12 protein-coding genes are annotated in these 23167 nt (G+C 59.3%); 4 read left to right on the top strand and 8 right to left on the bottom strand.

Annotated features, from left to right (window positions below):
• Nucleotides 1-24 precede the first annotated feature (24 nt).
• A complete protein-coding gene (locus A6B35_RS35840; RefSeq protein ID WP_006205487.1) occupies nt 25-201 on the top strand; it encodes a hypothetical protein in 177 nt (58 codons plus the stop codon).
• A gap of 265 nt (nt 202-466) precedes the next feature.
• Here A6B35_RS35840 and A6B35_RS30715 read toward each other — a convergent pair whose 3' ends face one another.
• From A6B35_RS30715 to A6B35_RS30690, 6 genes are all read right to left on the bottom strand, one after another.
• A complete protein-coding gene (locus tag A6B35_RS30715) occupies nt 467-1594 on the bottom strand; it encodes an aminotransferase-like domain-containing protein (protein WP_006205489.1) in 1128 nt (375 codons plus the stop codon).
• A 19-nt stretch (nt 1595-1613) separates the two neighbouring features.
• Nucleotides 1614-3203, bottom strand: coding sequence for a class I tRNA ligase family protein (locus tag A6B35_RS30710; RefSeq protein ID WP_081482265.1), 1590 nt, complete (start codon nt 3201-3203; stop codon nt 1614-1616).
• 1 nt (nt 3204) lies between these two features.
• Nucleotides 3205-3528, bottom strand: a complete 324-nt coding sequence (locus A6B35_RS30705) for a cupin domain-containing protein (RefSeq protein WP_244426059.1) — start codon at nt 3526-3528, stop codon at nt 3205-3207.
• A 29-nt stretch (nt 3529-3557) separates the two neighbouring features.
• A complete protein-coding gene (locus A6B35_RS30700; RefSeq protein ID WP_006205495.1) occupies nt 3558-4337 on the bottom strand; it encodes a phytanoyl-CoA dioxygenase family protein in 780 nt (259 codons plus the stop codon).
• Between the two features lie 63 nt (nt 4338-4400).
• On the bottom strand, nt 4401-5780 hold the full coding sequence (locus tag A6B35_RS30695) for a lysine N(6)-hydroxylase/L-ornithine N(5)-oxygenase family protein (protein WP_006205496.1): 1380 nt from the start codon (nt 5778-5780) through the stop codon (nt 4401-4403).
• 81 nt (nt 5781-5861) lie between these two features.
• The gene (locus tag A6B35_RS30690; protein WP_100084839.1) at nt 5862-7142 is read right to left on the bottom strand and encodes an MFS transporter; all 1281 of its coding nucleotides are present in this window, start codon (nt 7140-7142) and stop codon (nt 5862-5864) included.
• Between A6B35_RS30690 and A6B35_RS30685 the strand changes: the two genes are divergently transcribed.
• Nucleotides 7132-8553, top strand: a complete 1422-nt coding sequence (locus tag A6B35_RS30685; RefSeq protein ID WP_202799465.1) for an aminotransferase-like domain-containing protein — start codon at nt 7132-7134, stop codon at nt 8551-8553. The genes A6B35_RS30690 and A6B35_RS30685 overlap by 11 nt on opposite strands.
• A gap of 836 nt (nt 8554-9389) precedes the next feature.
• Here the strand turns inward: A6B35_RS30685 and A6B35_RS30680 are convergent.
• Nucleotides 9390-12035: an AAA family ATPase gene (locus A6B35_RS30680; protein ID WP_006205499.1), complete on the bottom strand. Its 2646-nt coding sequence runs from the start codon at nt 12033-12035 to the stop codon at nt 9390-9392.
• Nucleotides 12036-12065: 30 nt separating this feature from the next.
• Nucleotides 12066-18047 (bottom strand): DUF3320 domain-containing protein, encoded by a 5982-nt coding sequence (locus A6B35_RS30675; protein ID WP_040583792.1) that lies wholly within the window; start codon nt 18045-18047, stop codon nt 12066-12068.
• A gap of 362 nt (nt 18048-18409) precedes the next feature.
• On the opposite strand from A6B35_RS30675, the gene A6B35_RS30670 reads away from it, so the two are divergent.
• Both A6B35_RS30670 and A6B35_RS30665 read left to right on the top strand, forming a co-directional pair.
• Complete coding sequence (locus A6B35_RS30670) at nt 18410-19669, top strand: metallophosphoesterase family protein (RefSeq protein ID WP_006205502.1); 1260 nt, start codon at nt 18410-18412, stop codon at nt 19667-19669.
• On the top strand, nt 19666-23130 hold the full coding sequence (locus A6B35_RS30665; protein ID WP_006205503.1) for an AAA family ATPase: 3465 nt from the start codon (nt 19666-19668) through the stop codon (nt 23128-23130). The genes A6B35_RS30670 and A6B35_RS30665 overlap by 4 nt, the downstream gene beginning before the upstream one ends.
• Nucleotides 23131-23167 lie beyond the last annotated feature (37 nt).

Genomic DNA, 23167 nt, shown 5'->3' with positions numbered 1-23167 from the left:
GGATGCGACAAACCCGACAGCACTGTGCCAACGCAAGCGTATTCACGCGCCTGGTTGCGCCGCCAGGTGGCGAATGACGTTGCTGTCGTAGGCGCGATCTACGAGCAGGATCGCGGCGGGCTGAAGTATGTCGAGCATGGCGACTGCGCACTTGCAGGCATGGTGAGCCTTACACTGCTGCGCGGCTGGTGGGTGCAGTAGCTGGTGAGTAGAATGTCGCGAGCCAGCGCTGCTTGAGTTTGGCGAACGCGAGTCGAGTCGGAACACCCCGCGGCCACGACACGCCGGCGGTCGTCTACAAGGGCGGCGAGTACACTTTCTCCAAGGCCGATATCGGCCCATGATCTGTCGTTATGGCCGCCCGGCATTCGTGACCCCTCCCGACCCGCCGGGGACGCCGCCTTGTTTTTCCCAGACTACAATTCGCAAGCGCGGGCACGATTATAGCTCAATTGGCTACACGGGCCTACAAGAGGCCTTTATAGGCTGCCTCAATGTCGCGCAGGCCAGACTGCACTTTTTCCATCGGCATATAGCTGAAGCAGAGTCTGACGTGCTGCCGGGAAGTAGGACCATGACGGTATCCTTCTACCAAATGCACGTCATACTTCTGCCTGACGGACTCCAACAAAGCTGCAGGGGCTACAGCGCCAGCTAGCCGTACCCAGAACGAAAATCCCCCCAGAGGCACCTCGTATGATGGTTCGCAAAACGTACAGTTCTGCAGGAGGGCGTGCATGCTGTCTCGCTTGTGACGGTAATGTTGCCGAAGTCCGGCAATATGTACCTTTAATTCCGGTGTCCCCAACAACGCAAGAGCGACATTGCTCGCTACGGGGCTGACGCCGCCGTCACATTTAAGGCGCGTCAACTGCGCTATCATCTGCGCTTCCGCCACAACCCAGCCCACCCGCAGCCCGGGTCCGGCGATCTTTGAGATACTGTATACATTGATCACATGCTCTCCCGATGCAATGATTGCAGGTTGTGGGTCGTCATATGGTAGATCTGCATAGACGAGATCCTGCACCATGAGCACGCCATACCTTGCCAGCAGGGTTGCTACTTGGCCCATACGGTGCACTGAAAAACGGCGTCCGGTCGGATTGTGGAAAACTGGCGCGGTGTAGAACAGCCTGACCCGCCCAGTCGTGCGCAAAGCCTCTTCCAGTTGACCGAGATCAACACCATCCTTATCCATACCTAATTGAACCATCGTGGCACCAGCAATCGAAAATATCCGTAGTGCGCCAAGATACGACGGGTCTTCGGTCAGCACTACATCGCCAGGGTCGAGCACTGCATCCGCGATCAGCTGTAGTGCCTGCGATGCGCCATTGGTGATAAGGACGTTGTCGCGCGCGACTGCATGCTGGTGGGCCAATTTCTCCCGCAATTGCGGGAGGCCGCTGCCATCGGTGTATTGCAGCAGATCGGAGAAGCTGACACCGGTGTGTGTCGAGATTGCCTCTGGCCACCGCAGTTTCTCGAACATTTTCGGATCGGGAAGCCCGTACGCAAAATTGATCGATTGCTTGGTCGATGAATAATCGAAAGCGCTATATGCAGTGGAAATCCGGCTGCGTATCGACATCTTTGCTCCAGGGAAGAGGCTAGGTGGTGGCAGGAGCCGCTCTGAAGCGCTGTTCATAAGCAGCAATGAACGCGTCAGGAATGGGTTCGCCGAACAGGGGGGCATCCATCACTGACAACGTGTCTGCACTTGGCCAGACTGCACAGTTATCGAGCCCAGGTCGCCATCCGGCGCCAAAAAAGAACGCGCCGTAACGCGCCGCGAGCACCGGCACCACGGGGTGTAGCATGCTCAGGAAGACCGAAATTTCCGTGGCGCTAGCCCCGGCCTCGCTCCTTGCAAGGCCCCCGCCTTCAAAGAAAGCATCTATAGCATCGAGTGCAGCCCACACGCGCGCCTCATGCATGGCTTGGCAATAGTGTTCAATATCAAGCACTCGCTCAGGCTTCAGGGTGTCCACCGTCAGCTTTGCGTTGGATCCAGCATGTTTGCGCAAAGCGGTCTCGAAGAGATGGATCCGAGCTGCCGCCCGCACCAGCCCTTCGATTTGAAAATCGTTGTCGTCGCTGCCAAATGCTTTGGCAATGCGCGCTAAATAGTAGCGCAGCACGCTCGGATCGATATCTCTCGCCACCTCGTCGGCCCACATGGCGTGGTCACGACCTGTGGAAAACTTTGCTCCTTCGAGCTTATAATAATCTTGAATCGCATGATTGTGTGGAATTGCATATCCTCTTGCGAGCAAGCTGGCGGTAACACCGATTGTGTAATAAAAGCGGTTGTCCTGCCCCATGAAGAACAGGAGTTTCGTGTCAGGGCTGCGCATGGTGTCATCATAGTCGGCGCCATTCTGCTTGCAGATGCGTTCTATGCCCGTATCGAAGCACCATAATCCTTCAAACCAAGTCAGTAAGGTCTGGCCTGCCACTTCTGCCGGGGCGACCAGGGTCACTCCGCAGTCGAAATGGCGCGACATAGGCAAGGCCCGCAATTCGGTCCGAAGCCACTCGATTTCCTTGTGTTTGATGGTGTCTGGCCATCCACTGCCTTCGATAGCGCGATCCAGCGTCGGGGCAAGCCGCTCGAAGTTGAAATGCGCCTGGCGGATCGGACGTAGCGTCAGGGCATGGCCGCACGGTGTGTGCACCGCATCGCGGAGCAGACTGTGCTGGATTGCAAGGCCGCAGTTTTCACAAAGGTTGCTGTCGGCCGCGGCGTTGCAGGCCGGGCACTTGCCGACGGCAAGCGAGTCCGCTGCAAACTCATCACACGACTCGCAATAGAGTTGCTCGGCGTCCCGCAGCTCGATATAGCCTGCCGCATCGAGCTGCTTGTAGATCGCAAGGCTACGTCGTTTGTGCTCTTCACTTGAAGTCCGGACAAATACGTCCGGAGCAATATGCACTGCCCTCAGACATTGCAGGATTTCGTCGATGTGCATTTGTGCGACATCATCGACCGACCTGCCAAGCTTGCGAGCCTTCACCAGCGTGTAGGTGCCATGCTCGTCCGCGCCGGTTACATGATAGGCCACATGGCCGATCATGCGCTGGTAACGCACGAAAATGTCGGCAAGAAGGTACACGCCGCCAATATGGCCAAGATGTAATTTACCGTTTGGGCACGGCGGGGCGGGGCATACGAAATAGGTTTGTCGATTCTCGCTCACTTCAATCCCACCACATCGAAAGGAAGTTCAGGCTGATTTCGGGGTCGGTATTTCTGATGGCATGCATCTGATGCGGCGCTATGTAGAACAGCATGGTCCCCGTGACTGGCGTGGTTTGTCCATCCGCTTCGAAGAGGCCGCTGCCCGAAATCAGTACCCACAGTTCATGCTCGTGGTGCGAATGAAGGTCTACCGCCCCGCCCGGCACTACCTCCACAATCGACGTCCCGAAGCCCGTCGCAACGGGCTTCGGAAGATGCTCCAGTAAGCGGCACACCAGAACGCCATATTCCGGGCGCATTACTGAGCGATCAATTTTTTTCATGTACAATGTCTCGCCTCCGCTCTGCGAGTTCACTCACGATAAAAAATGCCGTTTGGAAGCTTAAGGTTATCGAGGTCCGACACTTTGTTCTCGGGCGGATTATAGGCGCGCTTAAGTGCGTTATATTCGGCGCGCGTCGGTCCACCTGTTGATGCTCGCTGGAATACCAGGTAGATTACTCGCCGGGAACGGTCACTCTTGTTCGGTAGCGAGTAGTGCGGCGCGTAGTCGTCGAAGATGAAGACGTCACCAGCCTTCCACGACACTGGTTCCCATGAGAACGTTTCGGCCACTTCAGGGTCGATCACACCACCGGCATCCATGGGGAATACCCCTTTCTTGTGGTTGCCAGGGCTGAAGAAAAGGCCGCCATTGTCCGGGCCAGAATCGTCGATACCGATCGCAGCTATTGCATGAACCATCCGATCAGGCAGCTTGTGCGGGATGTGGTAAATGTCCTGATGGGGGCGATAGCCACCGCTGTCGGGATACTTGAAAATCAGCAACTCTTTGAGCCTGCGTGCATCTTCCTCCAACAGCGTCTCGACGACCGACTTGATACGCTGATCTGCAAGGAGCAAATCGCGTAGCTGATCGTTGAAATCGAGAAAGTTTTCGACCTTAGAAACAATCTTTCTATTGTCTGTCGTCTTCTCAAACCACATAAGCCATTTGTCGTCGCTGACATCCCAATGGGAGACTTCTTCCACAAGACTAGCGATACGCTCCATAGCAATAGGATCAAAGAATCTCTCGATCGTGACATATCCATCGTCCTGCCACTTTGTTTTTTTTGCTTCACTTATCATACGAAGAACCTCCTATTTGAAAGAACCATATTCTTGAATAATCTAATTCCAGCGCCGGTCAGGTTATGGGTCCTCTGAAATGGCAACGCTGGCACGGGGAGCGACGCTGTCGGGCGCAGATGAATTCCGTTGCGGTGGAATTGTGCGATTCTGTTGCGCTTCCTCGTCAGAAAGATCGCCCAGGCTCTTAAGGAAATGTCGATCCGGTACGTATGTGTAGTATTCTTGACCAAGGATACTGTTAATGATGCGACTGTTTCGAAAAGCAACCAGCGATAAATTTACACTCTGCAAACCGTTCTGGACGAGAGTCCTGTTCTGCAAGTAGACGCTGCCAGAGATATTATCCTTAAATTTAACGGCGTAGTCGTCTCTCACGACCGGCAGGCCATCTTCCATGCAGGCAGAGGCCAGCAGCGTGTCGATAAAAGGCAAAGTGCGCGGCTGGAATCCGGTGGCGAGGATGATGCGATCAACCGCCACGGCGCGCCGCTGGCCTGTGTTGTGTGAAGCGAGCAGCGCATGCCAGCATTGCACATTGGGAGAGAGGTCTTCGGGAAAGAGGTCTTCCATAACGACAGCGGGCAGAAGTTGGATGATATCGTCGATATTGCCGCTTGCGCTGCGTTCATAGACCATCTTGTAGATGCAGTTGCTCAGCTCCGACGAGATGCCATCGCTGGTTAGCTTCTCGTTTTCGACGATGCTGCGGCGCTCTTTCAACGGCAACGCATGAAAGCGCAGGCTGTAGGACGGCATGTACGATTCGTTTACGAAGGCGCTATCATCCATCGTGAACAGATTCGCACGCGACGTTACCCACGTGATCTTGCCGATGGCTGGATTGCCGAGCAGATGTTCGATGATCTCCGCCCCGCTCTGACCGCCACCGACGACCATGACGCGTTCACCGATACCGATAGGTAACCGGTGCAGATAGTTCGCCACATGGTAGACATCCTTGCCGAGCCAGGGCCTGGCGCATTCTGGGATTTTTGGAACTATCCCGACGCCAATCGCAACTGCGCGTGCAAGATAACGGTCCTTGGTCGTCGTCACGCGGTAACCTTTCTCGATGTTGGCGATGTCAGTGACCTCTTCGCCAAACCTGAGATTGGGTAACTGCCGTGCCACCCACTGATAATACTGCGTGAACTCGCTGCGCGACGTAGTCGTTTGCCGCCGGTTAATAAAGCTGTAAAGCCGTCCGTGCACCGAAAGATAATTGAGAAACGAATATGGGCTGGTGGGATCTGCAAGCGTTACGCAGTCTTTCAGAGGAGATACCTGCAGACGGCTATTGGGAAGCAACAACCCGGGGTGCCACGTGAAGCCAGCTTCCTTCTCGAAGAACATAGTGCGTAGTGGCGTGGGCTGCGCCAGTGCGGCCAGACTGAGATTGAACGGACCGACGCCGATACCGATGAGATCGAGCATTTCCATGCATTACGCCTTTCAACGATCGAGTTTCTTCATCGCTCTTTAGTATCGTGCGTTTGTGCACTGCCGGGATGGCTGGAAAGCTCAGGGGAATCGCGAAATGGTCTCGGTTTCCATCCTTGGCCTCCACGGTATCCGGCTAGCAATTGCGATGTTGGTAACCACCAGCCCCGCCATCACCATCAGTGCGGCGTCGAAGCTATAGGCAGCGATCAAACTCCCCGCGAAGAACGGGAAGCCGAACGCGCCGACGAAGTGTCCGAGCGTGAACACCTGGGAGGCCACCGGAATCGATAGGCCCCGCTCGCCCGCCAGGTTCACGACCATCGCATTTAATGTCGAATAGGTGAGACCATAGCCTGTCGCAAAGAAAACGGTCGCAAGGACATACAAGACCGGGCTTCCCGCGTTCACCACCAGAAACCCAATCCCGATAAGCGTCGTGACAAACAAGGCAAGCGCGAGACGCTCGAGCGGGAGTTTCCCAATCATCGACGCGACCGAAAAACGCAAAGCCACCGTCGTTACGGTGAACGTCAGGAAGAAGATATCCGGGGTTAGTCCGCGCGATCCGGCATAAAGGCTCTGAAACGTGGATAGGCCGGCGAATGTGCAGGCGGCGAGGCTCATCATAATGACTGGCAAGACCGTTTTCGCGCGCAGAATGGACAGGGTCGCCCGAACGGATAACGCCACGGCTACCATCGGCAGTTGCGGCTGATCCCTCAAGCGCCTCTGTATGAGAATGGCGAAGGCTGCAGCCATCGCGCAGAAGACGGCATAAAATGCATAAGCAGTGCTGGGGCCGCCAAGATGGTCGGCGATCAAGTGGCCAAGCGGCGCTGATCCGCCGACGCCGACCATCTGCGATCCCGACAAGAGGGTCAGTGCTTCCAGGCGTGCGGAAGGCTTGAGACAGTGGATGAGTTGGATCGGTGCCAGCATGTAGAAGATCGCCCAGCCGAGGCCGAGCAAGAGGCCGCCAGCATAGGCGAGCAGCAGGCCGCCTGTTCCGATCAGAGCGAAGCATCCCATGGCGGCCGCCATGACCAGGGCGGAGACCGCGACCAACGGCAATATGCCCGTACGTTCGGCCAACCGTCCTGCGAACAGGGAACCTATGAGGGTTGCTACGGTGCCTGTGCTGACTACGGCCCCAGCCGTCGATGCTTGAAACCCAGCCGAGCGCAGGCTATCAGCCAGCAGAAAGCTTGAGCCGTAGGCCATGGCAAGTGCGACGGCGGTGACGAGATAGGGGGCAAAGACGCTGGCCGGCAATCTGTCGAGCAGGCTTTGGGTCGTGTCGGCTGTGACGGGCTTTAATGTCGAAAGCGTTTCCGTCTTTTCACGAGTAATGTTATCCATACGTCTCATGAAAATAGATAACAGACTCCTTTCCGTTATTCAATCCCTACGTGATGCGGTGGCCTTGGCTCGCCCGGGTACGCGCCTGCCTTCCGTGCGGACGCTGATCAAGGAGCACCATGTCAGCCCGGCGACGGTCGAGCGGGCCTTCGCCCAACTCGTCGGTGAAGGCCTCATCGAGCCCCGCCCGGGCCAGGGAACCTTTGTTCGCGAAGCGCCGGAAAGTGCATCCGAAGGGTCCGATTTTTCGTGGCAGTCGGCACCGCTTGGGGCCGCACGCGGAGATAGCGGCTTCCTGGGCAAGTTGTTGAGAGTGCCCCCGGCTGACAGCCTCATCCTCAGCATGGGCTATCTGCCGCCCGACCTTCAGGCGTCAGGGCTCCTGGCGACTGCGCTCCGCCAAGCTGCCGGACGGTCCGAGCTTTGGGACCGCTTGCCGATCGAGGGCTTGGAACCTTTGCGAACGTGGTTCGCGCGCGAGATCGGAAATGGCGCAGTGTTCTCCCCCCACGATGTCATCATATATGGCGGTGGGCAGGCCGCCATTGCCTCCATTTTTCGGGCGCTGGTGCCTCCCGGACGTCCGATTCTTGTCGAGACGCCGACCTACACGGGTGCCATTTCGGCTGCCCGTGCGGCGGGCCTTTTACTGGTCCCCGTGGCAATGGACGAACACGGGGTTCGGCCGGAATTGCTGGCGGACGCCTTCCGGCAAACGGGAGCGCGTGTTTTCTATAGTCAGCCGACCTTCTCCAATCCGTCCGGTATCGTCATGTCCACTGAGCGGCGCGCCGTTGTCCTCGACATTGCGGCAAAGGCGAGGGCCTTTATCGTAGAGGATGACTGGGCGCGCGATCTCCACCTCACAGGTATCGCGCCAGCGCCGCTGGCGGCGGGCGACCGGAATGGTCATGTTGTCTATGTCCGCTCTCTCGCCAAATCGGCTGCGCCTGGGTTGAGGGTCGCGGCCGTCATGGCGCGCGGGGCGGCGCTGGCGCGGTTGAGATCCGCTCGCGGCAGCGACGACTTTTTCGTTTCTGGTCCGTTGCAGGCAGCAGCTTTGGCCGTTGTCTCCGCGCCAGGCTGGAAACGTCATCTTAGTGCAGTTCGCGCTGCTCTGATCGAGCGGCGTGACGCGCTTGTCGGCGCTTTGCACGTGGAACTGGGAAATTGCGTTGCGTTCCAGATACCCACTGGAGGCATGCATTTATGGCTGCGGCTGCCTGATCACATCTCGGATATTGAGCTCGCGACGGAAATGGCTCGGCAGGGCGTCGTCGTCAGCGCCGGTCGGGCATGGTTTCCTGCCGACCCTGAAGGTTCGTTCCTACGGCTGACATACGCAAGTGTCCCCACCTCCCTTCGTGAGGGGATAAGACGGATAGGGCAGGTTATTAAGCCGCAAATCTAGTATGCCGACGATAGGGGGAATCGAGGGCTTCGCCCTTCTCGCACCAAACAGCCTTTCACCCAGCTTCTCCACCGGCCGGAGTGCCGGCGCGCCGATCAGCCCGGCCTATCCCGGAAGGCACGGCGACCAATGCCGCCAAGCTACCCCGCAACCTGGGAGTACGTCAGGCAAAGAGCTGATATTGCTTCTGGGGGCAAGTCCCAGCCGGCCAAAGCCGGTGAGGGCGTCGCGGCAACACGCAGTCTGAAGTGTAGACAGGAGCCATGCCGGGTGCGGGAATGAGCCTCGAAAGGTGGATGTTCGCGGAGGCCACCGTTGTGTTCCTTGGTCACGAAGGCATCGTCGGTACGCGAGACGATGCCGCTCCGCCAGGTCGATAGCCGGAATGCCAGAGCTGCGTCCGAGCTGAGGTCGGGAGTCGGACTGGTTCATCGCACCCGTGGAGGCGTCGAAGGAGACGAGGGAGTGGAGGGAAGGGACCTGCCTGAGCGGAGCCTGCGCGAGATCGCGTATAATCCTGTCTGGGGCTGAGCAGATGTTTGCGGCGCTGCAGGCGCTCGGGGGATTGAGGACACCGCCGTGCGTAACACCCAACGCTTGCTCTGCTTCGTCCGTCGAAAACACAACACGCCCGGCAGAGAGTAGGTTAGCCTTGATCGTGACCTATGTAATGATCTGTTCGGCGTGGATAAGTCGTGTCGAAAAATCCGCGCCCAGCGCGGAAAATTCAGCGCGCGGGCAGAAGTCTCCCCCAAGCACCATGAGCGCAACGCGATGGGGTTGATTGTCGCTGAGAAGTGACGGAGTCCAAGTTCGAACCCCGTCAGCGCAGGCCGTTACTTCTTAGGTTTCATCTGCGGACGATCTGCTTCTGCAGCCTCGCTCTCAGCCTTGAGATCAACAATCAGGGCTTCGAGCTCAGAAATATGCTCGGTGAATTCGTTGGGAAGCGGAACGGCTACCGTGTCGGCCGCTGGATTGTCATGGCTGTGAGTGTTTGCGCGGGTCATGCCCTCGTGGAATCGGATTGCCAATGCGTCAGGAAAGCGAACGTAGCGCAACAACTGGGTCTGGATGACATCAGTTCCACGTCGCACGATATCCCGGAAGATCACTTCCTCCACCACGCGCTCATAAGTGTCGCGCAGTCGGCCATAGAGGTTCTTCACCTGATATTCATATTCCGCCGGGCTCGCAGCATGCAGCTTGGGCAGTGGTGCGGCGTCATTTTTCAATCGGCTGATGCGCTTGGCGACGTTTTGCCCCTTCCACGGCATCCCTGCCGTGTCCACTTTGCCAGCGGCAGACTTGTCGCTGAACAGTGCCACCGTCACAGGCTCGATGCCCACTTCGTCAGCGGCGCGGGACAGCTCGTTAAAGAAGACAATATCGTGTGTAAACACGACTACCTGTCGCCGAGATGCCTCCTCCGCGATCCGCTCGGCCACCTTGGCGCTTCTGTCGCGATCGAGGGACGACACGGGATCGTCTATCACAATCGGTCCTGAACCGTCGGTCAAGGCGACTTCGGTGAGGAACCCAGCAAGAGCCAATGCACGCTGCTCACCCTCGCTCAGGATTTCCGACGTCACCTTGGTCAGCTTGGTCCTGGGATCAACCTCGAATTCCGCCTTGGTCTGACCGCTCTTGCGTGCCAAACCGACGTTGAGATGCATGATATCGAAGCGTGCGCGTTCGGCATCAAAGCGTGTGACAACCGCAGTGGTCAGATGAGCGTCCACAAGCTCATTCGCGCGCTGCGTAATCCCCCGGGTCTGAACGTTGGCGAGAGCCTTCGTGTAGCCATCATCAACGACGAGCAAGTTCCGCCGGGTGGTGAGCAGCAACTTATTGGCCGCCAAGAGTTTCCGATCCTCGAGCTCTGCTTTCTCGGCCACGAGCTTGGCCCGCTCTTCGCTATTGCCAGCCTGCGCCAGCCCATCCTTTTCGGCTTTCAGTCTGAGCGCGAAAACCTTCAGATCGTCGATCGGCACGACGAGGGGAGGAACCATCCCGTTTTCTTCGCCCCCCTGTTTCGCGAGCGCTTCTTCCCGCCGTATAACCGCTGATGTCCGGAGGTTCGCGAGCGCATCAGCCAGCGCCTCATCGCGCTTTCGGACCTGTTCGATGCGGTCGGCAAAGTCAGAGGCGCGAAGACATATCAGCTCGTGAACACCTCTCAGTGCATCTTCGACCGCTTGCTCCGCCTTCCTGGCCGCGGCATCAAGGATGTCGTCCATGTACTTCTGAAATCGCTGCATGCGAGCAGCACCTTCCGGCAAAAGCGACTGCTGGCACAACACGCATGCCGCGGCCCCACCATCTGCCATCAGAACCGGGAACGTCTTCTCTTTGTAGGCTTCCGTCACCGAGTAGTCGCGCGCCGCAGCCCAAAGCGACCGCCAGGCATCACCACCGACACCTAACAGGGGCTCGTCGGTGAACAACGCGCCGGCGGCCACCGTGGCCGCCTGGCGTGCCGCAGCTGCTGTTGAGCGGAGTTTTCGAAGTTTTTCCAACGCGTCATCCGTGAATGCCGATCCAACGGCCTCGGATTCGAGCAGGAGGGCGTCTGTCCATTTCGAAAGCGCATTGACGTCAGCGGCGGCGGCAGCACCTGCGGAAAGGGCAGCGGTGAGTTCTTCGATACGCTGCTCATCGGCATTGCTGAACGACGTTGCTGACTCAATCTGGGCGTCGGTTGTCAACTTGTTCAGCTGCTTGTCAAAGAGCTGAGCCTTACAATTGCGCTGAGCGGCGAAAACGATCGAGGTCAGGCCTACCTTGTTGCCGACTGCTACCGCCCGTTCTGCCTCCAGTTTCTCCTTCAGGGTGATGCAGATGGCGTTCAGCCGATGCGGAAGGGCCAGTCCGAAGGGTAGAAAGCGGATTTGATTTCCGCCATCGACGTAAAGTTGTGCGGATGCCGTATCGAAGACCGCAACCTGCATGAGCTGCGGCGATGCCGCCTTACCGGGCGACCAAGGAATTACCACCTCACCATCGCCGGCATTGACCACGATTTCGGCCGTCTGCGGACCGGGCGTGCCGCCATAGACGTCAGCAAGAACCTTGAGCTTGACCGGATTCTCAACGCGCGTACGACAAGCTGTGCGCAGGATCCTTACGAAACCGCTCTTGCCGCTTCCGTTTCGGCCATAGACGATCGTCAGAGCCTTGGGGCAGAAGGCGAGAGATGCCTTGGGCACCAGCCGATTCACGTTCTCGACATTGGCGATGCGCGTCAAGACGATCGGCTGATGCTCCCCGTTTCCAAAATGAGCTTTCGTGAACGGTATGGCAGGTTGCGGCCCAGCCGCGAGTTTGAAGCCGGCCGCGGACTTGACCATAGCCAGCAGAGCGTCAATGTCAGCATCTATAAGCTCATTGCTGATCGCCAGTCGGCGAAGGGCATCCTGCTTCCAAGATGAGAGCGTCTGCGACCATTCCATAACGTCATCAATCGGCGCCCCCGCCATCATACTTCCCCCGATAACATCGTTTGCTCATTCCTATTCGCTCTGAACGATATGCTGCTTGGCCCTGGCGATTGCCTCGTCCAAGCGTGCACGTGAGATCGCCGCAAGACGTTCTACCCCAAGCAGACGAGCTAGATCGCGTGCGGGATCGTGCATGTCCAGAAGATCGGGGTTGCCAATCACCATCGAGGCAAGTTCAGCCAGCGGTATATCGGCAATCGAACGTCGCGCTTCCTCATCGACCGGTTGACGATATGGCAGGAGGTCCAAGACCTTGCCCTTTTTCCAGATGAACTCGCCGCTCGACTCTTGTGTCCTGCCCAGATCCCGCAAATGAAGGTCGATCCTCTCGCGGATGCGTCCACCGGTGCGGAGCCAACCATGGACCCGAGCAATCCGTTGGGCGAGGACATCTGTTCGCAATGGACTTTCAGTTTCGATGACGGTTTCTATCATGCCATGCAGCGTGGCTCGGTAGCCAAATTCGAAGAACTGTTCGGGGTCTGCGCGGAAACCGGTGAGATCGGCCACTGCGTAACGCCCTTCCGCGGCGCCGATGGCATGCTGGCCGGTCGTCGTTGATGGTGGGGTTCCCTCAGAGTGGCTGGAAGCCGCGGGAATGTTCACCGATACGAGTTCGGTTTCGGCAACCGTCGGCGGCGGTGGAGGCTCCTCGATCGGGGTCGAGCGGTACTCGGCACTCTCGTCGATCGGGTTGACCTGGCGCCCCATGTCCCAGTGAGACTCAGTCTTCGGTTCTTCGGTCGCGCGTTTCGCCCGGCCCTCCTCCAGCAGGGTTTCCAGGCTGGTGTGCAACCGTTCGGCGCATCCGTTGGCGTCGAACCACCAATCCGTTGACCAGACGCGCAGGATGTTCCAGCCCAGCCCCTTCAGCACTTGTTCGCGAATCTTGTCGCGATCTCTTGCCGTTGACGACCGGTGATAGGTCGCACCATCGCATTCCACCCCAGCAAGGTAGGCGCCAGCCAAATCCGGGTTCTGGATCGCGAGATCGATGCGGAAGCCGGAAATCCCGACTTGCGGGACGACAACCCATCCTCTTCGTTCCAACTGCGTGGCCACGGCTTCCTCGAAGGGAGAATCGAAACCTCCGACAGAGCCAATGTCCTGGGCCGGCAGCGCGATAGCGCCTCTCTCGGCATAATCAAGGTACGTCTTGAGATGCTGAACGCCGAGCGCCTTGCTTCTGGCCGGGTCGATCTGGTCTGCCGTGAAACCGGAGAAGACGATGAGTTCCTGACGCGCGCGCGTCACGGCGACGTTGAGGCGACGCTCACCCCCATCGCGGTTCAGTGCCCCGAAATCCATTGGTGGGGGCTTTCCGGAGGCATCTTTCCAGAATGTGATCGAGAACAGGATGATATCCCTCTCGTCGCCTTGCACGTTCTCGAGATTCTTGACGATCGTTGGCTCGACGCGATCTTCGGCGAAGAACCATTCGAGCTCCGGGTGATCACGACGCGCTGCGTCAAGCAGATCCAGGATCAAGGACTGTTGCTGGGCATTGAAGGTAATCACGCCAAGCGTCGGCCGGCCGATTTCGGGGAGTTTTAGCCAGCTCTTCAGCCGCGCGACCGCTTCAGCCGTCACAGCTTCCGCCTCGATCCGGTTCGTACGGCTCTTGCCACGGTCATAGATGCCATTCGGCACCTTTCGCAGGCGCACCGCGCGATCCTCGACCGCTGGCGACGGAAATGTCACCAGCCGGTTCTGATAGTAGTGATGGTTCGAGAAAGCGATCAGGGATTCGCTTCGGCTGCGGTAATGCCACCTCAGGTCGCGCACCGGAATGCCGGACGCCCTTGCCTCGTCCAGGATGCTTTCCAGGTCCTTCTCGTGGTCGGCGACCTCCTGCTCATCCTCGTTGCGTCCGAAGAAATTGGTCGGTGGCAGCTGCTTGGGATCGCCCACGATGATTGTCTGACGCGCCCTGGCAATGGCGCCGACCGCGTCCCAAGTGGTAATCTGCGAAGCCTCGTCGAAGATCACCACGTCAAACAGAGCCTGGTTCGAAGGAAGATACTGGGCAATGGAGAGCGGCGACATCAACATGCAGGGCGCAAGCTTGGAAAAGCACTCCGGCATCTTGCCGATCATGTCTCGGATCGACTGGCTCGGCCGCTGAAGCTCCATCTGGTGGCGCAGCAGGCCCAGTTCCGAGTTGCGAGAGACACCCTGGACTGCCGGCAGGCCATGCGCGATCGAACTGATGACACGCTGCGTGGCGTGCGACCGCACCAGATCGTCGATCTCACGGAACTCCTTGATGGCGTTCTCGTGTTGAAACCTGCGGAAGTTTCGCAAGACAAGGTCTTCATCAAGGACCTTCGGGAGCCACCATCGCGCATAGCCTACCCGAAACGCCGAACGCGCATGCTCGGGGCGGATTGCTCCCGTCTCGATCTGCTCGACCAGAGGGGCAAGGTTGTGGCGGATTGCCCTGCTCCGGGCCCCACACCATGCCGACCAGTCGCGCAACAGATTTCGCGCGCCTATCAGAGCACCGAGCTTCGTCTTGAGTGCAGCAAGACTGGCGCCGTCACCGCTGTCGGGAGTGTCGCGCCCGGCAATCTCACCGAACACCCGACGCGCGACCTCGAGACTTTTCGTGGCAGCGAGAAGCCGGTCTCCTGCCTGGCGTACCCTGTCATTTTCCAGCGTGCCGCGAAGGCTCGGCGCAACAGAACGCAACACGGATCGTATTTCCTCTTGTGAGCACCCGGGAATACGCAGGGCACCGCGAAGGCGTTGGGCGAGTTCCAGGATGTCCGTCACTGCCTTGACATCCGTGGCCAGGCCCTCGAGCCGTAGCGGCTTCCCAGCCAACAGGTTTTGGTCGATGGCGAAGAGAGCCTGCTTCATGCGCTGCAGCGGCGACAGGTCGCGGCCGGGGTCTGCGGTGCCAAGGTCGGCATAACCCTGCAGAAGCTTCTGGACCTTGCGCCTGCCAAGCATGGAGTTCGGCCAGAACGATGCCTTCGCTTCGCGCCATTGGCGGTCCAGACCGTCGGGATCCAGCTCGCGAACCCGATCAACGCCATAGGTAGCGGCAAGGCCGCGCTCAGCGTCGCGATAGGTTTCGATCGAACGTCCCAGATCCACGAGGGCGGTCCTGCACTGAGCGAAGTCCCGGTCGAAGGCAATTGAGATGTCGCGACCTCGGCTTTGGCTCAGGACCTCCGCCAGGCTTGCAAGGCAATTGAGTACTGCGTGCGACACCGGCTCTTTGGCGCCGAGGCCCAGACTGGCGAGGTAGTCCCTGATCGAGCTCATCAAAAGTTCGATTGCAGTCTGAAGCGATTTCGCCGCGGAAAGCAGGTTTTCTTGCCAACCGATGCTCCACTCGCCAACATCGATCAGGTCGAGTGCCGGCTCGCGGTCGACCGAAGCAAAGACAAGGCCGACTTCTGCGGCAAGCTCTTCCAGATCAAAGAGTGTTTGCGCGTCGTGCGTATCGCGCGCCTGCCATGTGAGCACAGGCGCAGGCTCATCTGCCGATCTAAGGGCGATCCCCAATGCCAGATAGGGTGTCCAGCCATTTGCGTAGCGTTGGTGAAGCGCCTCGACATAGGCATTCAATTCGTCGCGCCTCACCCGCAGCCTCTCATTGATGGCGACCCATTCGGACGCGTCCGCCCGCCCACCATGCTCCCAGGACGATTTCAACTGCGCGAGAAAATGCCTGCGGTCGGCCTTGTTCGAATGCAGCTCGATACAGTGATTTCCCAGGCCATGTTCCCGCAGCCGGCGATAGACGACGTCGAGAGCGGCCGTCTTCTCGGCCACGAAAAGGACGGTCTTGCCCACACCCAGGCAGTTGGCGATCATGTTTGCGATGGTCTGGCTCTTGCCCGTTCCCGGGGGGCCCACGATGACGAAGTCATGGCCCTCGGCAGCCGCGAGACTTGCGGCCGTCTGCGATGAATCCAACGGCAGAAGGCTTATGATGCTTGAGGGCGCATAGGCGCGATCCAAGTCACTTTCTTCTCGAAACGGCGACTGTCCATCTGCTGCCTGAAAGGCCTGCTCCGGTGTGTCGATGAGGTGGCGCACGACCCTGTTTTGGCGCAGCGCCTCGGTACGCTCGACCAGATCCTTCCACATGAGGAATTTTGCGAAGGAAAAGGTTGATAGCGCGGTTTCGTCGACCACCTCCATCCCGGGAACGTCACGCACCGCCTGGCGCATCATGGTGAGGACCCGCGGCACATCAATGCCATTGTCGTCCAGCGGCAGATCGCCGCCAAACTGCGGAAGGCGCAGATCAAAGTCCCGCTCCAGAAATTGAAGAAGCGTTGCGTTGAAACGGGGCTCGTCCTCATGGAAGCGGATCGTGAAGCGCGAAGTCGCACTGCGGCGCTCAAGCCGTGCCGGCACAAGAAGCAGTGGTGCCCGATAGCTGCGTTCATCGTCCGGCTTCTTTTTCCAGCGCAGGAAGCCCACGGCGAGGAATAAGGTATTTGCCCCTCCCTCGGCGAAATCGTTACGGACCTGTCGATGCAGGTCGATCAGCCTGGCGTCCAACTGACGGGCGTCCAGCGTCGAGGGCAGCTCGTCCCTGAGCAGAGCCTCCGCCGCGAAACCGCGCTGAAGGTCGCGTCCGTGAACGTCGCGGTAAAGCACCTCGTCGCGCTCACCCAACGGATTCTGTTCGGGCAGGGATATGAGACGGATAGCGACACCGTTTGCCAGCCGATCCTCCAGATAGGCCACATCGGTGCACAGAAACGGGATCGTCTTCTTCGAATCCGGGAGATTGAGGAGCCGGTTTCGCAGCGTCAGGTCGAGCAGCTTTTTCTGCCAGCGCTCGATACGGCCAGCGGCACTGGTCGGCTTTACCTCGATAGTCTCGGCTGGCAGTTCGCCAATGGCCGGGGCAGGGGGAAGTGGTAGAACGGCGGCGACCTCGGCCTCATCCTCGACGACATTGCGACGGATCGGCTCGTGTGAAGCGAGCGGCGTTATGCCGCCGCTGCGAGAGCGGCGTATGTCTATAGCCGCCACGAAGACGTGTGCCTGGTCCTCCGCCAGACGGTTGCTCAACGCACTTTGCGCGCCGTCGAGCGTGAGCGCAGGTCGATGGGTGACGCCAGTTGTCTCGAAAGCGATGAATTCGCGGGACGCCAATGCCTTGCGGACCTCCATCTGATCCGTCTCGATGGCATTGCCGAAGGTTCTCTTGGCCAGCCAGACGCCGACCGCTGCATGCCCATCGAACATCAAGACGACCGGGTGCAAGCCGGCGGCCTCCAGGGCAGCGGCAAACAGGAGGGTGGTGTCGAGGCAAGTCGCGAGGCACTCCTGCGCGATCGTCGTCGGACGCCTGATCTTCTGGCCGCGACTCTCAAAGCTGGCCGGCGGCTCCGCATAGTGCAATCCCATGCCGGCGATCGCCGAATAGATGGCCGCCGTCAGCATGTATGTCCGCTGGGGACTTTGGGACTGATATCCGTCCAAGCTACTCGGGTGACCATGTGCGGCAAGACGTTCCGCTGCGGCCCGCAGAATCTGCGCCACGCCCGGATCATTCGGCATGGCGAATGCCGGCAGCAGTTGAGCCATGTCCGCGACGCCACCCCACTCGTCGCGAGCGAGCAGTCTGACTGTCAGACGTCTTTCATCGAGAATCTTTCCCCCCGAGCTGAGGCGAAGCGTGATCTCACCGCGTTCGGCCTCGTTCAAGCCGGCGAGATAACCGGCATCGAGCTCAACCTTGCGGTCGCTTAACTGAAGGCTGTCACCAGGGATGAGCCGATCGACCGTCCATGTCTTCGGCCGCAGGAACGACGGTGACGATGTCAACTCAACGCGGCAGTTTTCAAAATGAAAGGTCGAGTTGTTCTCAATTCGTATCGAGCGGATGACCGGTATCGCATTCTGATAGGACCCATACGTAAAGCTGGGAGCGACATCGGCAACGATGCAGGGCGCAGCAGAAATATCGGATGCGGCACTGTCAATTGTTGCGTACTGAGAACTATCGTGTGATTCCATTGATGCAGCACCCCCCTTGAGAGAATAGCGGCTTTTTGTCCTTTGAAGAAGGCTCTTGTCGTGTTTTTGGATGTCTTATCAGAACAAGAAGCTCTCAGTCCGATAGTTTAGAGTACAGATAATTTTTGGAGTGAGCTGACCGCAGCATTTCCCGGCGAAACTCATCAAGGCCCGATCACGCCGTTCCAGGGCCATAAAGAGAGTTGCCGAATGCCGTTGAGCTTTGCTAACCGGGTATGAGGGGTAGCGAAGCCGGGCCAGCAACGCCTGAATGAAGAGTCGCCTGAACTCAGCCCGCTGAGACCGGGTGCCGAAGAATTCTCGTCGAACCACATCCCTTGTTCGGGACCGGAGATCGCCCAGTGGCATTTCGCTTCATCCATACGGCCGATATCCATCTCGACTCGCCGCTGCGCTCGCTGGCGATGCGAAACCCCGATCTTGCCGAACTGGTGGGAGACGCCAGTCGTCAGGCGTTTGTCTCCATCGTCGACCTTTGCCTTGCCGAGCGTGTCGATGCCCTCGTCATTGCCGGCGATCTTTACGACGGCGATCAGACGTCGATGAAAACGGCACGCTTTCTGGCGTTGCAGATTACCCGGCTCCACCAGGCCGGTGTCAGGGTCTTCATGATCCGAGGAAATCACGACGCCATGTCGCGGATTACGAAACAGCTCGTGTTTCCCGATACCGTGACGATCTTCGGTGGCCGTGCCCAACCGGTGCTGCAATCAGCCGGAGGTCTGGACGTCATGGTCCATGGCTTGAGCTTCGCAAACCCAAAGGCGCCAGAGTGCCTGCTGCCCAAATATACGGCTCCCCGCGAAGGGGCGGTCAATGTCGGGATCATGCACACCAGTCTGGCAGGATCCCCCGGTCATGACGTCTACGCCCCCTGCAGCGTTGCCGACTTGCACGGCCACGGTTTCGACTATTGGGCGCTGGGGCACATTCATGTTCGGAAAGTCCATCCCGGCGCGAGCACGGTGGTGATGCCGGGAATGCCACAAGGCAGGGACATCAATGAGGCTGGAGAGAAATCCGTCAGCCTGGTAACGATAAGCGATGACCGGACCGTCACGATTGAAGAGAGGCTGACCAGTGTCGCGCAATTCGAGCGGATGAATGTTGATCTAACCGGGACGCTGGAATGGCCCGAGGCCGTCGGACGGATCCGGTCCGCGCTGGAGCAAACCCGGGCCGCCGTTCGATCCCGCCATGCTGTGGTCCGCCTCGGCCTGACCGGTACGTCGCCGCTGTCCTGGAAAATAATCCGCGACAGGGATCTGCTGCTCGGGGAGGCTGAACAGGCTGCCGACCAGGTGGGTGATGCGTGGATCGAGAAGCTCGAGCTGGACCTGTCAACGCCTAACAGTGAGGCATCCGACGGCGTCGCCGATCCGGTTCTGGAGCTCGCGCAATCCATGCACACCGTTGCCAGGTCGGAAGCTTTCCGAGCGGAAGCCAAAGCCCTGGTTTTGAAAACCATCGCGGATCTTCCGCCGGACGCGCGCGACTTTGCCGGAAAGGACGAAGCCGCGCTGGACGTGTTCCTCGACGGGGCTCTCGCCCGTGGTGCCGGTCTGGTCACGGCCCGCCTCAAGGCAGGCGGGCAGCAATGAGACTACGGCGCCTCGACCTCATTCGCTACGGGAAGTTTACCGACAGGGCGCTCGACTTCGGGCCAAAGCCGGAGTCCGGACCCGATCTGCACATTGTGTTCGGCTTGAACGAGGCTGGAAAATCGACGGCACTTTCCGGTTATCTGGACCTGCTGTTTGGCATTGAGGAACGCAGCCGCTACAATTTCCTGCATGAGTATAGCGCCATGCGCGTCGGCGGCGTGCTCGAACTCGCCGGCGAAGAACGGACCTTCTCGCGTACGAAACAACGCAGCAACTCGCTGCACGATGCGGCCGGCCAGCCGGCAAGTGAAGTGGCGATATCGGCACATCTGGCAGGCCTGTCGCGCGAGGCCTACAGCACCATGTTCTCACTGGACGACGAGACGCTGGAAGCAGGCGGAAAATCGATCCTGGAATCGCGCGGAGACCTCGGCAAGCTGCTTTTTGCGGCCAGCGCCGGACTGGGGCACGCAAGTGACATCCTGAGCGCGCTCGAGGCGGAAGCAGACAGCCTCTATCGCAAGCAGGCACACGGAACCGAACTTGCGCTGCTCAAAAAGCGGTTTGCCGAACTGAAATCCCGCAAGGATGAAATCGACACGTTGGCCTCCACTTTCGAAACCTTGGAGGCGGAACGTGTCGAGGCCGCGGAAAAATACGATCGAAGCGTAGCCGAACGATCGGTGCTGTTGGCTCGACTGGAGACAATCGCGAAGTATCTGCGCGCGGCTCCCCTCGCGGCCGATACGCAGCGGAGGGCCGCTCGGCTTGCCGAATTGCCTGACCTGGCTTCGCCGCCCCGGACCTGGACGGGGAGTGTCGCCGAAATGATCGATCAGGACGCCAGCCTGCGAACGCGCCAATTGGCAAACGACGACGAAATGGAGAGACTAAGGGCGAGGATCGCGGCGATCGCCGTGGATGAGGCGATCCTCGCAATCTCCGAACAGGTTCGCGCACTGGCCGATCGCAAGGCACGATATGTGTCTGCTGGCCTGGACCTGCCTACCCGCAGGATGGAGCTTCAAATCCTCGACAACGCCGTGGCGAATTGCCTTGCCGCTCTGGGGAAATCCACGGAACAGGAGCCGGCCTCGCTTCTCCTGCCCGCTGCCATTGTCGGGTCTGTTCGCAATATGCTCGAACAGCGATCAGGAATAACCACCAGCGTCCGCGTCGCCCGCGATGAATCCGCGGCAGCCCTGGATGCGCTTCACACGGCAAGGCAACGGGTCGGTGAAGAACGGGCTGTGCCTGAGCCTGCCCGGGCAAGGCTGACGTCGGCGCTGTCCAAGGCGAGAGGAAGCGGGCATCTGAGCGAGATTAAGGCGGCTTGTGAGGCGGAAGACGCAAGTCAAAATCGTTGGCAGGCGGCGATCCGGCGACTGAAGCCGTGGGAGGGGAACGCCGAGACGCTCTGTGCGATGTCAGTTCCGAGCGCCAGCAAGATCGCGGCCTGGAAGACACTTTCGGCAGAGCACCAGAGGAACAAAGCCATCCTTTCCCAACGTCTGGCGGAGCAGGAACAAACGCATGCTTCGCTGCTGGCACGATTGGAAACCATCCGGTCCTCGGTCGATGTGGCGGATGATGAAGCGGCAATGGCTGTCCGACGCAAGAGGGACGAGGCTTGGAAAGGACATCGAGAAAAGCTGCTCGCCGAGACGGCAGACATTTTCGAGGCGGCGTTGGCTCGTGACGACGGTGTTGCAGCGATACGTCTGGTCCATGCGCGCGAACTCGCTGAAATCCGAACAACACAACGTAGCCTTGCTGAGAGCGCCGCTGTCATCACGCGCACGGCTGATCAACTAGGGCAGTTCGCCTCCAGTGGGGAAGCGGCAGTCTCGGAAATCATCGCCGCAGCGACAGACTTGCTTGGCGCATGCCAGGAACCCTCGCTTGAGCTTTTGATCGGGCTGATCGAGGAGCGTAGTTCCGCCCGCGCCGATGCACTCTCGGCCTGGGACGAGATCCTGGTCGCGCGCAAGAAGCTTGAGCGGGCAACTGACGACGGGAATCTCATACGCCTTGAGGTGAGCGCGGCCCTCGAAAGCGTCGGGATACAGCCGAACGAGAGGCTGGAAGTCATGGTGGCCGTCGCGGAACGGTTTCTCGACAGGCAAGCCAAGGTGGACGCCGAACGCGCGGAGGCGGTGAGGACCGTAAGCGCGAGGGAGGAAGAACTGGCAGTCAGGCGACGCGCCCTGGAGGTGGCGGAAAGGCGCGAGGAGGAATGGGTGGCCGACGTCACCGAAGCACTCAAGGGAACCTGGCTGGAAAGAGGGATTTCCGTGCCTGGCGTCGGCGGCGTACTCGATCAGTTGGCTGAGCTGTCAAAGGCTATTCAGGACCGGGACGCCATGCGGCTGCGTATTGCGAAGATGGAGGCAGACAGAAGCATTTTCATCGAGGAGATTACCGCTGCCGCGGCACTAATGGCTGAACCGGCGAACGACGAGGACCCGGAACAGTTGGCCATCAGGCTTGCCGAGCGCCTGGAGCGCGCCGATCGCGCCCGTGAGGCAAAGCTGAGTCTCCTCAATGACCTGCAGCGCCTGCAAGATGTTCGTGACGCTCTCGATCTGGAAGTCGCGGTTCATGAACGACGCAAGCGAGATGTTTTGGGCGCCTTCGGCGTGGCCACCTTGGCGCAAGTCGTTGAGCGCGACGAGCTGCTCAAGGAAAGGGACCGCTTGCGTGCCACCGTCACCGATCTCGAGGAACAGCTGTTGGCTGAACTCACGGTGGACACGATCGAGCAGGCCCATTCGATCCTGGATGGCCTCGATTCGCATATCCTTGCGATCGAGAAGGCCGACAGCGAGCGGCGGCTTGGCGATCTTGACGAACTGATACAGCACCAGCTCATCCGGCGGACCCGCGCGGCCGACAAGCTGGATGCCATTGGCGGCGACAGCGCGGTTGCCCGAATAGACGCGGAGCGTCGCACCGTGCTTCTGGAAATCGAGGAGAAGGCGGTTCGGTATATCGAGCTGAAATTGGGAGCAATGTCGGCCTCAAACGCCCTGAGGGTCTATCGTGAGCAACATCGTTCCGGGATGATGGTGCGGGCATCGGATGCCTTCGCGCTCATCACACGCTGTCAATACACGGGCTTGGCGACCCAACCGGCTAAAGGTGGTGAAGTCCTCATCGCCATGCAACGCGACGGGCAGTCCAAGGTCGCAGACGCCCTGTCGAAGGGCGCTCGGTTTCAGCTCTACCTCGCCCTGAGGCTCGCAGGCTACTACGAGTTTGCGCGGCTTAGACCTTCTGTGCCCTTTATCGCCGATGATATCATGGAGACCTTCGACCACGTCCGATCCGAGGAGGTTTTCAAGCTGTTTGGTCAGATGGCATGTGCGGGCCAGGTGATCTACCTCACGCATCACCAACACCTGTGCGAGATCGCCAAGGCCGTTATTCCCAGCGTGACGATCCATGAGCTCGGATAGGTGTGCACGCTTTGCGTTGGTGCAAACGATCGCCTTG

Source organism: Mesorhizobium amorphae CCNWGS0123 (genome assembly GCF_001686985.1).
Taxonomy (GTDB): Bacteria; Pseudomonadota; Alphaproteobacteria; order Rhizobiales; family Rhizobiaceae; genus Mesorhizobium; species Mesorhizobium amorphae.
This window is presented reverse-complemented; position numbering and strand designations above follow the sequence as displayed.